Genomic DNA, 13,962 nt, shown 5'->3' on the forward strand with positions numbered 1-13,962 from the left:
GCTCACGGCTCGCGCGGCGCGAGGTGTCGTCCGCCGGGGTCACGACGCCGCTGCCTCACCAGGAGCAGGCCCAGCCCGAGGAGCAGCAGGCCACCCAGCAGGAGAAGCACCGTCGGCCCACCCGTGCTGGGCAGCAGGCCGTCCGTCGGCACGACGGGCACGGGCGGCACGACGGGATTGGTCGTGCACGTCGCTCCGTCGCCGCCCGCCAGGACGTCGATCAGGCTCGGCGGCGCCTCGCACGTCGTCGGCGGGGTGCCGTCGCGGAGCACGAGGAAGTTCGCCAGGACACCGTCGCCCCGGTCGGCGAAGGCCTTCACCACGACCGAGTACTCGACCACCGCGGTCGCCCCGGCAGCGAGCCGGCCCGTCACGGTGAAGCCGCTGGCGTCGACGACTCCGACCTGGACGCCGGGCGCGTCGCCCACGACGCGTGGCGCCTGCGTGAGCGTCGCGTCGTCGACGACGTCCGTGAGGTGGTCGGCGTGTGCCAGGTCGATCACGGTGCCGCCGCGGTTCACGAAGGTCAGGCGGTAGGTCAGGGTCTGGCCGGTGACGACCTGCGTCTGCGACACCGGGTCCACGGACTTCGCGACGGCCAGGTCGGCGACCGGGTGCTCCGTGCACGTCGGCGTGGTGACGGTGCACTGCGCCGGCGGGTCGCCCGCGCCGGCGACCAGGAAGTTCCCGAGCACGGAGTCACCCCTCAGCGCGGCTGCACGGACCTGCACCGCGTACGTCACCTGGACCGCCGCCCCGGCCGCCAGCTCGCCCCGCACCGTGAAGGAGCCGTCGCTCACGGGTGACACGACGACCACGTCGCTCCCGCCGACGACGGCAGGTTCACCGACCAGCTCGGCGTCGTCCAGCACCCCGGCGAGGTGGTCGGTGTGGTCGATGGCCGCCGGGACCGCGCCGGCGTTGGTGAACGTCAGCGTGTAGGTGACCTCGTCGCCCGGGACCAGGGTCGTGCCCGACGCCGGGTCCGCGGACTTGACGACGCCCAGGTCGGCGACCGGGTTCGTGGTGCACGGCAGCTCGCTGCCGTCGACGCACTCCACCGGCGGTTCACCGTCGCCCTCGACGACCACGTTGGTCAGCACCGAGTCGCCGCGATCGGAGTCGGCCGCCACCGTGACCCGGTAGGTCACCTGCACGCTCGCCCCCGGCGCGAGATCGCCCGCGACCGTGAACGTCTGGCCGTCCTCGACGATCGACAGGCCTCCGTCGGGACCCACGAAGGCCGGCCCCGACGTCAGCGTCGCGTCGTCGAGGACCCCCGTCAGGTGGTCGGTGTGGTCGATCGGTGCCGCGACGCCGCCACGGTTCGCGAACGTCAGCGTGTAGGTCAGGAGCTGCCCCGGCGTCACGACGCTGCCCGAGGCCGGGTCGACCGACTTCACGACGGTCAGCTCGGCGACCGGGTTCGTCGTGCACAGCGCGGTGGACGGATCACAGGCGTCCGGTGGCACGGAGTCTCCGGCCACCAGGAAGTTCCCCAGCACCGAGTCGCCGCGGCCGTCCTCCTTCACGGTGACGGTGTACTGCACGACCGCGGTCCGCCCCGCGGCGAGCTCGCCGTTCACGTCCAGCCGGTCGCCCGAAAACGGGTCCGGCGAGAGCGCGAGGCCGAAGGACGCGTCGTCGACGAAGGACGGCTCGCCCGAGAGCACGGCGTCGTCCAGGACACCGGCGAGGTGGTCGGTGTGGTCGACCGCGACCGCGACGGCCCCGCGGTTCTCGAACCGCAGCGCATACGTCAGCTCGGCACCCGGCGCCACGACCGTGCCGGAGGCGGGGTCGACGGACTTCGACACGACGATCTCGGAGACCGGGTTGGTCGTGCACGTCGTCGAGCCCGGCTCGCACTCCGCCGGCGGATCCGTGTCGCCCTCGACGAGGACGTTGGTGAGCACCGAGTCCCCGCGGTCGGCCGCCGCCACGGTCACCTGGTAGGTCACCGAGATCGTGGATCCCGTGGGGACGGAGCCGCTGACCGCGAAGGCGTCGTCGCCGGCGCCGAGCGGGCTCGGGGCGACCGACAGGGCCGGGTCGGACGCGACCGGCTGGGACGTCAGCTCCGCGTCGTCCAGCACGCCGACCAGGTGGTCGGTGTGGTCGACGGCCGCCGGCGCACCGCCGGTGTTGGCGAAGGTCAGGGTGTACGTGAGCACCTGACCCGGCACGACGACCGATCCCGAGGCCGGCTCCACCGACTTGGCGACCGTGAGCTCGGCGACCGGGGTCACGGTGCACATCCGGGTGGCCGGGTCGCACGGACCGTCAGGCGGGGCGTCGCCCTCGACGAGGTAGTTGTCCAGCACCGAGTCGCCGCGATCGGCGTGCTTGACGGTGACGGTGTACTCCACGACGGAGGTCCGGCCGGCAGCCAGGTCTCCTGCCACCTGGAGCCGTTCGCCCGTGAACGGCAGCGGCACGACCGCAAGGCCGTGGCCCTCGCCACCGGCGAAGCCTGGCCCGCCCGTCAGCGTGGCGTCGTCCAGCACTCCGCCCAGGTGGTCGGTGTGGTCCACCGGGACGGCGACGGCTCCCCGGTTCTCGAACCGCAGCGCGTACGTCAGCTCGGCGCCCGGTTCGACGCTCCCGGCCTCGGGGGTGACCGACTTGGAGACGACGACCTCGGAGACCGGGTTGGTCGTGCACATGGACGAGGTCGGCTCGCAGACCTCCGGCGGCTCGGCGTCGCCCTCGACGACGACGTTGCCCAGCACCGAGTCGCCGCGCTCGGCCGCGGCGGCAACGGTGACCTGGTAGGTGACGGAGTACGACGCCCCACCGGGCACCGTGCCGGTGATGCGGAACCGGTCGTCACCCGCGCCGAGCGGGGTCGGCGTGACCGTGAGCGCCGGATCCGACGCGACGGGCTGCGAGGTCAGCTCCGCGTCGTCGAGGACCCCGGCGAGGAGGTCGGTGTGGTCGACCTCGGCCGCCTGTCCCCCGCCGTTGGCGACGGTGATCGTGTACGTCAGCACCTGACCCGGCACGACGACGCTGCCGGAGGCCGGGTCGACGGTCTTGGCCACGCGGAGGTCCGCCGGCACCGGGTGGGTCGTGCACGTCGGGAGCTGCCCCGGGGTGGGCTCGCACGTGCCGGGCGGCGTCTCGCCCTCCGCCAGGAGGACGTTGTCCAGGACCCCGTCGCCCCGCCCCTCCGGGAGCACCTGGGCCGAGTACGTCACGGTGACGGTCGTGCCGCCCGCGACCTCGCCCGTGATCGCGATCGTGGAACCGTCCCGCACCGCCGTGACGTCCGGCGACGAGCTGACGGGCCCCGTGACGACGGCTGCGTCGTCGAGCAGGCGCTCCAGGTCGTCGACGTGGTCGAGCGCGACCGGGGCACCGCCCAGGTTCCGGAACGTCAGCGTGTACGTCACGGTGTCGCCGCGCACGAGCGGTGCGCCCGAGCCCGGGTCGGAGGTCTTCTCGATCTCCAGGTCGCCGGGGATCGGGGACTCCGTGCAGGCGCGGTCGTCACCGCCGTCCTCCTGGACGCAGTTGTCCAGCACGGCGTCGCCGAAGCCCGTGGCCTTGACCCGCACCGTGTACGTGACGGTCACCGGGTCGCCGCGGCCGATCGAGCCCGTGACCGAGATCTGCTCCGTGTCGACCGCCGCCACCACGCCCGGATCCGAGGACGTCGGTCCTGCCGTCAGGTCCGCGTCGTCCAGGACTCCCGCGAGGTCGTCGGTGTAGGCCACCGGAGCAGCAGCGCCGCCCGTGTGGGTGAAGGTCAGGGTGTACGTGACCAGCCCGCCGGGGCGGAGCTCGCCCTGCACGGCCTTGTCGACCGAGACGTCGCCGGAGACGGGGTGGGTCGTGCACAGCCGCGTCGACGCGTCGCACGTCGCCGGTGGGGTGGACCCGCGCGGCACGAGGTAGTTGTCGAGCACGCCGTCGCCGCTGGCGGGCAGCGGGTCGCGCACCGTGGCGGTGTAGGTGACGGTGTACGTCGCCCCGACCGGCACGGTCCCGGAGACCAGCAGTCGCCCGCTGATCAGTCCGGCGGTCAGGTCCGGGCTCGACGACGTGACGCCTGAGACCTCGGCGTCGTCCAGCACGTCGGTCAGGACGTCGTCGTGCGCGACCTGGACCGGCTGCCCGCCACGGTTGGCGAACGTCAACGTGTAGCGCACGGTGTCACCCGGCGCGACCGCCTGGCCCGAGGCCGGGTCCGAGGCCTTCGTGACCTCGAGCGCGCCCGGCACCGCCGTGTTGGTCAGGACGCAGGTGATGTTCGCGCCCGCGACGGGGGTCAGGGCCACCGACCCGGTGAACGCCTGGCCGCGCGGCAGACCGGGCTGCAGGCCCGCGGAGTCGGTGCAGGTCATCGAGCCCCGGTACAGGCTCAGGTCGGTCCCGGCGACGCCGGACTCGGTCAGGACGTGCGGCGTCGTCGTGGCGACGTAGGTGCCGGTCGTCCCCGTCCCGGCGGTCACGGTGGCCCCGGTGCCGCTCGTCGCCGCGTTCGCGGTGGAGCTGACCAGGGGGCCGGTCGCCGAGCCCGTGCGGATCGCGACCGCGAACTGGTCGCCCGATCGGCCGCGAGGGCCGTCGAGCGCCTTCGTGAGGGTGATCCGCGGGGCCCGCACGACGAGCGTCGCGTCCTCGGGGGGCAGCAGGAACGAGGTCGTGACGTTGGCCGGCCCGTTGACGTAGGTGCCCTCGGTGGCCGACGTGACCGCGACGGTGATGGTGCACGAGGTCTGCCCCACCGCCAGGTCGCCTCCGCTGACGCTGATCGTGCCGCTGCCCGGGGCGGCGGTCCGGGTGAGCGCCGCGCCGCCGGAGTCGACGCAGGTGCCACCGATCGCGGGGTTCGCGGCGACGCGGACCCCCGCCGGGAGCGTGTCGGTGAAGCCCCAGTCGAGCTTGCTGGCGAGCTCGGTCGTGTTGGTGATCGTGAAGGTCAGTGTCGAGACGCCGCCCGGCGCGATGATGGTCGGGCTGAACGCCTTGTCGAGGCTCGGCGTGGCGTCCAGGAGGCGCAGGTTGTCGATCGCCGCGTCGTTGCCGTTGCCCGTGCCGGTCATGTTGACCAGGCCCATGCGCAGCTCGCTCGCGGCCCAGCGGATCGAGCCGGGGGACGTGAGGGTGCTGACCTGGGTGTTGGGCTGTGCTCCCTGCGGGCACCCCGTGACCGGGCTCCCCAGGTACACGCGGTCGGCCGTCGCGTCGGCCGTCGACGCCGAGGTCTGGACGAAGAAGCGCATCTGGGCGGGATTCGCGAAGCAGTTGGTGTTCGCGACGTCCAACGACGCGACGTAGTAGCGCTGCGCCGGAGCCGTCACCTGGGGCGAGAGCAGCTGCACGTGGCCGGCACCGGGACTGATGCCGTTGTGGGTGAACGACGAGATCGCGTGGTTCGCGGCGTTGCCGCCGCCCAGTGCGGTGGCCATGGCCCGGATCCCCGCGTACCCGCTGTCGCCTCCGGCATTCACGCAGCCGCCGAACCCGGCCGCCGGCCCCGGGCCGCCGTTGACCCAGATGCCGTTGCAGGCACGGGCCTCGAGCCAGGCGGCATGGGCGCCGAACTCGGGGAAGGCTGCGGTCAGACCTTGCGGAGCCGGCCCGGCGCCGGTCGGCGGAGGCTCGAAGTCCTCGGCGTAGACCTGCACCGGCGCCTCCGGGACCCCGGCCGCGACGGGTCGCAGGTCGTCGGTCGCGGTCGGGCCCTGCGGGTCCGTCCCCGCGTACGGGTCGGGCTGCACGACCGTCAGCGACAGCACCAGCAGCACCGCCAGGGCGGTGACCAGACGGGACCGGACGATCCGTGAACGCATGCGTACTCCCTCGACCGCCTCGCGGCAGCGCTCCCCTGCGGTGTCCCTGCTGACCACGGGTCGACATCGGGCGCCGCTCCCCCCGGGCGGCACCCACGACCCGCGTCCGCGCAGGCCAGGGGTGGGGCCGGCGGACGCGGCATCACAGCACGGCGTTGGCCCGTCCGACCGGACCGGAATCGCGGCGGCAAGCGGCGATCACGCGCGAGAACGGCCGATGACGGCGGTTTCGTGTGGGAAGGGTCACAGGTGAGGGGAGCTGCGGGGATCCCTCGCTGCGCGGCTTCGCCGCGGTCGGGGGGCCCACCCGATTCCCCGCGGCCCCACGACAGACGTGACTGAGCCCCCGTCCTCCCCGAATACATCGGGGAGGACGGGGGCTCAGTCACGTCGTGGAGCTGCGGGGAATCGAACCCCGGTCCTGTAACGCTGCATCAGGGCTTCTCCGGGTGCAGTCCGTCAGACGCTTTTCTCAGCCCCGGTGCTCGGACGAACACGTCACCGACAGGCTCAGCCACGCAAAAGTCCCGATCACACCCCGTGGCACGGAGTGACCAGCAAGTCCCCTGCATGAGACAGACGATCCGGGACGGGGACGCTCCCGGGTCTGCCCTTCACCAGTCGCTGTCAGGCAGCGAGGGCGAAGTCAGTGCGCTTGGAATCGGCACTTATGGGTTGCAACGATCGTTTGAGAGATGACGTTGCCTTCTCTACCCGCTTCACCTGATCCGAACGACCACAGTCGAAACCGATCAGCCCCTCTTGAGTTATCTGCCCAGCATAGCGCTGCGGGCCGACCGGGTATTCCCGCCGGCCCGCAGCGGCTGGTCTCAGAGCTTGTAGTCCTTCAACAGCGCCCGGCCGATGATCATCTTCTGGATGTCGGAGGTGCCCTCGCCGATGAGCATGAACTTGACCTCGCGCATGAGGCGCTCGATCTCGTACTCCTTGGAGTAGCCGTAGCCGCCGTGGATGCGGAAGGAGTCCTCGACGACCTCGTTGGCGTACTCCGAGGCGAGCATCTTGGCCATGCCGGCCTCGACGTCCATGCGCTTGCCGGTGTCCTTCAGCCGGGCCGCCTTGACCATCATGGTGTGGATCGTCTCGACCTTGGTCGCCATCTCGGCCAGGCGGAACAGCACGGCCTGGTGGTCGGCGATCTGCTTGCCGAACGTCTTGCGCTGCTGGGCGTAGGCGATGCCGAGCTCGAAGCCGCGGATCGCCAGGCCACAGGCGCGGGCGGCGACGTTGACGCGGCCGACCTCGACGCCGTCCATCATCTGGAAGAAGCCCTTGCCCGGCTCGCCGCCGAGGATCTGCTCGGCCGCGATCTGGTGGTCCTCCAGGATGAGCTCGGTCGTCTCGACGCCCTTGTAGCCCATCTTCGCGATCTTGCCCGGCACCGTGATGCCCTGGGCCGTCTCGCCGAAGCCCGGCTCCTTCTCGACCAGGAACGTGGTCATGTTCTTGTAGACCGAGTCGTTGCCCTCGTCGGTCTTGCAGAGCACCGCGACCAGGGTGGACGTGCCGCCGTTGGTCAGCCACATCTTCTGGCCCGTGATCGAGTAGCTGCCGTCGTCCTTCTTGGTGGCCTTCGTTGAGACCGCCGAGACGTCCGAGCCGAGCGCCGGCTCCGACATGCTGAACGCGCCGCGGACCTCGCCCGTGGCCATCTTCGGCAGGTACTTCTTCTTCTGCTCCTCGGTGCCGTGCTGCATCAGCAGGTACGCCACGATGAAGTGCGTGTTGATGACGCCCGAGACGCTCATCCAGCCGCGCGCAATCTCCTCGACCACCAGCGCGTACGTCAGCAGCGACTCGCCCAGGCCGTCGTACTCCTCGGGGATCGTCAGCCCGAAGACACCGAGCTCCTTGAGCCCCTCGATGATCTCGGTCGGGTACTCGTCGGCGTGCTCGAGCTCCTGCGCGACCGGGATGATCTTCTCGTCGACGAACTCGCGGATCGTCGAGAGGATCGCGGTCTGCTCCTCGGTCAGGCCCTCGGTGCTGGCGAGACGTCCCATGCGTGACTCCCTGGTCAAAGTGTGTGCAACGACGGGGTGACTCTAGCCCCAGCCGTCGGAGCGCACACGCTCAGTCGACCCGAGGGGCCTCCACCAGGTCCGGCTCGTCGGACGATCGACGGGTCACCACGAAGGCCAGGCCCGCGAGGATCAGCACGAGCCCGACCCAGACGCCCGCGTGCGGCACCTGGTCGAGGAACACGCCCGCGAGCAGCGCCGCCAGCGGCACCTCGAGCAGCAGGAGCAGGGAGACGATCATCGGGCTCATGACCGCGAGCAGGTGGTTGAGGATCGAGTGGCCGAGGAACTGGGCCGCGATCGTGACGCCCGCGATCAGCATCCAGTCGTGGGCCGAGAACCCGGTCAGCGGCACGCCCCCGACCACGGCGGCGACCAGCAGCGCGAGGCTGCACACGGAGTAGCAGACCGCGGTGTAGGCCGTCGTCGACAGCTCGGTGCGCACGGCGCTGCCCGCCACGAGGTACAGCGCGGCGAACAGTCCGCCGGCGACCGCCAGGCCGTCGCCCACGAGCGCGCGCGTCGAGACCGTGAAGTCGAAGCCGGAGACCACCAGCACTCCCGCGATCGCGAGCGCGCAGCCGATGCCGGCCTGCAGCGGCACGGAGGCGCCGCGGATCCGGTCGATCAGCATGACCCACACGAGCTGGGTCGTCACGAGCGCCGTCGCGGCGGCGACCGAGGTGAGCTTGAGGGAGGCGACCCAGGTCGCGAAGTGCAGCGCCAGCATGAGCCCGGCGACCACGACGAGGCGTCGACCTCGCGGCGACAGGGCCTTCAGCTCGTCGCGGCGACGGACCAGCGTGATCGGCGCGAGCACGACCGAGGCCGCGGCATTGCGCCAGAACGCGATCGCCAGCGCGGGCGCGGCGGTCGCGGCCATCAGCGGACCGGACGCCGAGACGCCACAGATCGCGACGACGGCAAGAAGGGCGTTCACCGGAACAGTGTGCCCACCGGTGGTCATCTGACCGTGCGCGGCACCACGGGACAAGCGGCACGGACCAGGAGTCGTCGGCCCGGCTCCTGGTCACCCCCCGCCTCCGGGGGCCGGAAGTGATGCATTTCGGTACCCCGGCAGCCCGAAGGCATCATCGCCGGTCCCGCCCCGCAGGATCGTCCGTGCCCGCTTGTCCTGCACCACGGATCGCGGCCTGCCAGACGTCGCCCCCAGCGCCTACCCTCGACCCATGGACGCACCGCGTGACGCCGACGGGTCGAGCCGGGCCTGGCAGCGCGATCATCCGTGGGCGTTCGTCTACGACCGGATCTCCGGCGACTCACGGATCGGCGCACTGCTGTGGCGCATCGGCGTCGGGTCGGGGGTCGACGTGCTGCACCGCACCGCGGCGGCCGCGCTCGCGCGGCTCGAACCGGGCGCGACGGTGCTCGACATCCCGTGCGGCGGCGGCATCGTCCTGCGTGACCTCCCGCAGGACCACGGGCTGCGCTACCTGGCCGCCGACATCTCGCCCGCGATGCTCGAGCGCACGCAGGCCGAGGCCCGACGACGCGGGCTGACCGGGATCGAGACCGTCGAGATGGACGTCGGCGACCTCCCGCTCACCGGCGGCTCGGTCGACCTCGTGCTCGCCTTCACGAGCCTGCACTGCTTCCCCGACCCCCGCGCCGCCGTCGGCGAGATGGCCCGCGTGCTCGCCCCGGGCGGGCGGCTGGCGCTCAGCACGATCCTGACCGACACCCCGTGGCCCTACCGCGGCGTGTGGCCGGTCGGCCGAGCGGCGGGCGTCCTCGGCCCCGGATGCTCCGGATCCGAGCTGCGCGCCTGGAGCGCCGAGTCCGGCCTGGTCGACGTCCGCCTGAGGGCTGCCGGGGGCCTGTCGTACCTGACCGCCACCCGGGACTGACGCCTCCCGGAGATGTTGCACGGCGCGACCGGTGACAGAGTGGGACGCATGCCTGGCACCAATCTCACCCGTGAAGAAGCCCAGCAGCGCGCATCCGTGGTCGCCGACCCGACCTACGACGTCGCGCTCGACCTGACCATCGGCGACGAGCGCTTCGGCTCGGTCACGACCCTCACGTTCGCGGCCACCGCCGGGGCGTCGACGTTCGTCGACCTGGTCGACGCCGAGATCGACACGATCACGCTCAACGGCGCGCCGATCGATCCAGCCGTCTACGCCGACAGCCGCATCCCGCTCGAGGACCTGCAGGAGCGCAACGAGCTCGTCGTCAGCTCGCGCAACCTGTACTCGCACTCCGGCGAGGGCCTGCACCGCTTCGTCGACCCGAGCGACGACAAGGTCTACCTCTACACGCAGTTCGAGGTCCCGGACGCCCGCCGCGTGTTCACCACGTTCGAGCAGCCCGACCTCAAGGCCGAGTTCACCTTCCACGTCACGGCACCCGCGCACTGGCAGGTCGTCTCGAACTCCCCCACGCCGGATCCCGTGGCCGTCGACGGCACCGACAGCGCCACGTGGCACTTCGCCCCGACCAAGACGATGTCGACCTACATCACGGCCCTCGTCGCCGGCGACTACCACGTCGTCCGCGACACCTACACCGGTGAGCGCGGAGAGATCCCGCTCGGCGTCTTCTGCCGCCAGTCGCTCGTGCCGCACCTCGACGCCGACGACATCCTGCTGATCACCAAGCAGGGCTTCGCGTTCTTCGAGGACGCCTTCGAGATGGCGTACCCGTTCGGCAAGTACGACCAGCTGTTCGTGCCGGAGTACAACATGGGCGCGATGGAGAACGCGGGCTGCGTGACGTTCCGCGACGAGATGATCTTCCGCAGCCGACAGACCCAGGCCGCCTACGAGCAGCGCGCCAACACGATCCTGCACGAGATGGCGCACATGTGGTTCGGCGACCTCGTCACGATGAAGTGGTGGGACGACCTCTGGCTGAACGAGTCGTTCGCCGAGTGGGCCGCGCACCACTCCAGCGTCGAGGCCACCCGCTTCACCGAGGCCTGGACCGGCTTCACCAACAACCGCAAGAACTGGGCCTACCGCCAGGACCAGCTGCCGTCGACGCACCCCATCGCGGCCGACAACTACGACCTGCACGCGGTCGAGGCGAACTTCGACGGCATCACGTACGCCAAGGGCGCGTCGAGCCTCAAGCAGCTCGTCAGCTGGGTCGGTCTGGACGACTTCCTGGCGGGCCTGCGCGCCTACTTCGCCAAGCACGCCTACGGCAACACCGAGCTGGGCGACCTGCTGCACGAGCTCGAGGAGTCCTCGGGCCGCGAGCTCCAGTCGTGGGCCGCCGAGTGGCTGCAGACCACGGGCGTCAACACCCTGAAGGCCGAGTTCGAGACCGACGCGGACGGCGCGTTCACGTCCTTCGACGTGGTGCAGACCGCGCACGCCGACCACCCGACGCTGCGCCGCCACCGCATCGCGATCGGCCTGTACGACCTGACGGATGGTCGCCTGGTCCGCCGCGAGCGCATCGAGACCGACGTGCGCGGCGAGCGCACCGCGATCGCCGAGCTCGTCGGTCTGACCCAGCCCGACCTGGTGCTGCTCAACGACGACGACCTCACGTACGCCAAGATCCGGCTCGACGAGCGCTCGTTCGCGACGCTCGTGCAGGGCATCGCGACGATCGAGGAGTCCCTGCCCCGAGCCCTGTGCTGGGGAGCCGCGTGGGACATGACCCGTGACGCCGAGCTCGCCTCGACCGACTTCGTCGACCTGGTGCTGGCGGGCATCGGCACCGAGACCGACCTGGTCGCGGTCGGCTCGCTGCTGCGCCAGGGCCTCGGAGCGGTCAACCTCTACACGCCCGAGGAGGACCAGGCCGAGCTCGCGGGCCGCTGGGAGGCCGGGGTCCGCGCGCTCGTCGAGGCGGCCGAGGCGGGCAGCGACCACCAGCTCGCGCTCGTGCGCGGCTACGCCGGGGCCGCTCGGTCCGAGGAGTTCCTGCGCTCCCTGCTCGCGGGTGAGCTCGACGGCCTGACGGTCGACGCCGACCTGCGCTGGAGCCTCGTGTCCGCCCTGGCGCGCATCGGCTCGGCCGACGCCGACGAGATCGCCGCCGAGCTCGAGCGCGACGACACCAACGCCGGGCGCGAGCGCGCTGCCGGTGCCCTGGCCCTGCGACCGCTCGCAGAGGCCAAGGAGGAGGCCTGGCGCCGCGCCGTCGAGGACCGCACGACCCCCAACGAGACCCGCCGCAGCATCGCCGCCGGCATCCAGGTCTCGGGCCAGGCGGAGGTCCTCGCGCCGTACGTGGAGAAGTACCTCGAGATGGCCGAGCGGGTCATCGACGACATGGGCGTGTGGATCGGGCAGATCGCGCTGATCAACCTGTTCCCGAACGCGAACCCGTCGCTGTCGACGCTCGACCGCGTCGACCAGTGGCTGCAGACCACCTCGGCCCCGGCCGCGGCCGTCCGCTACGTCTCGGAGGGGCGTGACGACCTCGCCCGCGCCTTGCGCGCCCGGGCCGGCGTCAGGGGCTGACCCACCACGCAGAACGGCCCGGCTCCCTCGTCGAGGGGGCCGGGCCGTTCGTGTCGCGCGAGGTTCAGTGGTGGTCGACGTCGCCCGTCGAGACGTGGATCTCGTTGCCCGGGGCCGGCGGCACGTAGTTGTTGCGCGACAGCAGCGCCGTGAGGACCCAGATGACGGCGATCAGACCGACCGGGATGCCGACCAGCAGGACCGAGTAGCCCAGCCAGCCCAGACCCTCCTCCTGCTCCCACGTGACGGGGGTGTCGGCCATCGCGGCAGCGGGAGCCACGAGCAGCAGGGCGATCACGGACGTGACGAGCGCGAGCAGACGCGAGGGAGTCGACATGCGCCCATCGTACCGCCCGTAGTGTGGAGCCATGCCGGACCTCGACCTCTCGTTGCCCGACGGAAAGCTCTACGAGTACCTCGTCGAACGCCCCGCGGGCGTCCTGATCATCATCGCCGTCGCCCTGCTGATCCGATGGCTCGTGAAGCGCTCGATCGGCCGCGTCGTCCGCCGCGCCAGCCACGGCACGGTGCCGGGCGTGCTGGCCAACTCCAAGGCCGGCGAGATGCTGGCCGACCTGCGACCGGGCGCCTCGGAGCGGCGTCGCCAGCGCGCCTCGGCGATGGGCGACCTGCTGACCTCGATCGCCACGATCGTCATCATCGGCATCGCGTTCGTCATGATCCTCGACCAGGTCGGCGTCAACATTGCACCGCTGCTGACCGGTGCCGGCATCCTCGGTGTCGCGCTCGGCTTCGGCGCGCAGACGCTCGTCAAGGACTTCCTCGCCGGCATCTTCATGATCATGGAGGACCAGTTCGGCGTCGGTGACGTCGTCGACATGGGCGAGGCCGCCGGGACCGTCGAGGCCGTCGGGCTGCGGGTCACGCGGCTGCGCGACGTCAACGGCACGGTCTGGTACGTCCGCAACGGCGAGGTGCTGCGGGTCGGCAACCAGTCGCAGAACTGGGCGCGCACGGTGCTCGACATCACGGTCGGCTACGAGGCCGACCTCGACCGCGTGCAGCGCATCCTGGCCGACGTCGCCCACACGCTCTACGAGGAGCCAGCGCTGAAGGGCGTCATCATCGAGGAGCCCGAGGTGTGGGGCGTCGAGCGGTTCGCGAAGGACGGCGTCGTCGTGCGGCTCGTCCTGAAGACCGCTCCCCTGGAGCAGTGGACCGTCGCCCGCACGATGCGCCAGCGGATCAAGGCCAGCTTCGACGAGGCCGGCATCCGCATCCCGACCTCGTTCCAGACGACCGTCGAGGACCAGGCGTGAGCACCGCGAGCCCAGAGGCGACCTTCTACGACGAGATCGGCGGACGCGCCACGATCGAGAAGATCGTGCACGTCTTCTACACCGGCGTCGCGGGCGACGCGCTGCTGCGGCCGATGTACCCCGAGGCCGACCTCGGGCCGGCCGAGGAGCGCTTCACGCAGTTCCTCGAGCAGTACTGGGGCGGTCCGTCGACGTACAGCGAGCAGCGCGGGCACCCGCGCCTGCGCATGCGTCACGCCCCGTTCGAGGTCACCCCGCAGGCGAAGGACGCCTGGCTGGTGCACTTCCGCGCCGGCCTCGACGCCGCGCACCTGACCCCTGAGCAGGACGCGCGCTTCTGGGAGTACGCCCAGCACGCCGCGCAGTTCATGATCAACACCCCGGGCTGAGCCACAGA

At 71.4% G+C, this 13,962-nt stretch carries 8 protein-coding genes and 1 other RNA gene; 4 read left to right on the forward strand and 5 right to left on the reverse strand.

The window, feature by feature from the left end; all coding sequences use genetic code 11:
• Positions 1 to 2: 2 nt before the first annotated feature.
• The 4 genes from ABD127_RS09160 to ABD127_RS09175 all read right to left on the reverse strand — a co-directional run bounded on the left by ABD127_RS09160 (position 3) and on the right by ABD127_RS09175 (position 8,783).
• On the reverse strand, positions 3 to 5,801 hold the full coding sequence (locus ABD127_RS09160; RefSeq protein ID WP_344200306.1) for a DUF7927 domain-containing protein: 5,799 nt from the start codon (positions 5,799 to 5,801) through the stop codon (positions 3 to 5).
• Positions 5,802 to 6,191: 390 nt separating this feature from the next.
• Positions 6,192 to 6,561, reverse strand: a transfer-messenger RNA (tmRNA) gene (ssrA, locus tag ABD127_RS09165).
• Positions 6,562 to 6,631: 70 nt separating this feature from the next.
• Positions 6,632 to 7,825 (reverse strand): acyl-CoA dehydrogenase family protein, encoded by a 1,194-nt coding sequence (locus tag ABD127_RS09170; protein ID WP_344200308.1) that lies wholly within the window; start codon positions 7,823 to 7,825, stop codon positions 6,632 to 6,634.
• A gap of 70 nt (positions 7,826 to 7,895) precedes the next feature.
• Positions 7,896 to 8,783 carry a DMT family transporter gene (locus tag ABD127_RS09175; RefSeq protein ID WP_344200310.1) on the reverse strand — a complete coding sequence of 296 codons (888 nt, stop codon included), beginning with the start codon at positions 8,781 to 8,783 and terminating at the stop codon, positions 7,896 to 7,898.
• 250 nt (positions 8,784 to 9,033) lie between these two features.
• On the opposite strand from ABD127_RS09175, the gene ABD127_RS09180 reads away from it, so the two are divergent.
• Together ABD127_RS09180 and pepN are read left to right on the forward strand one after the other, a co-directional pair.
• A complete protein-coding gene (locus ABD127_RS09180; protein WP_344200312.1) occupies positions 9,034 to 9,711 on the forward strand; it encodes a class I SAM-dependent methyltransferase in 678 nt (225 codons plus the stop codon).
• A 48-nt stretch (positions 9,712 to 9,759) separates the two neighbouring features.
• Entirely contained in the window at positions 9,760 to 12,285 is a 2,526-nt protein-coding gene (gene pepN, locus ABD127_RS09185) for an aminopeptidase N (protein WP_344200315.1), read from the forward strand.
• A 64-nt stretch (positions 12,286 to 12,349) separates the two neighbouring features.
• On the opposite strand, the gene ABD127_RS09190 is transcribed toward pepN, so the two are convergent.
• Complete coding sequence (locus ABD127_RS09190) at positions 12,350 to 12,622, reverse strand: hypothetical protein (protein ID WP_344200317.1); 273 nt, start codon at positions 12,620 to 12,622, stop codon at positions 12,350 to 12,352.
• Positions 12,623 to 12,653: 31 nt separating this feature from the next.
• Between ABD127_RS09190 and ABD127_RS09195 the strand changes: the two genes are divergently transcribed.
• Positions 12,654 to 13,565, forward strand: coding sequence for a mechanosensitive ion channel family protein (locus ABD127_RS09195; RefSeq protein ID WP_344200319.1), 912 nt, complete (start codon positions 12,654 to 12,656; stop codon positions 13,563 to 13,565).
• Positions 13,562 to 13,954 carry a globin gene (locus ABD127_RS09200; RefSeq protein WP_344200322.1) on the forward strand — a complete coding sequence of 131 codons (393 nt, stop codon included), beginning with the start codon at positions 13,562 to 13,564 and terminating at the stop codon, positions 13,952 to 13,954. Before ABD127_RS09195 ends, ABD127_RS09200 begins: the two co-directional genes overlap by 4 nt.
• Positions 13,955 to 13,962 lie beyond the last annotated feature (8 nt).

The sequence above is a fragment of the Aeromicrobium alkaliterrae genome (genome assembly GCF_039529015.1).
GTDB lineage: Bacteria > Actinomycetota > Actinomycetes > Propionibacteriales > Nocardioidaceae > Aeromicrobium > Aeromicrobium alkaliterrae.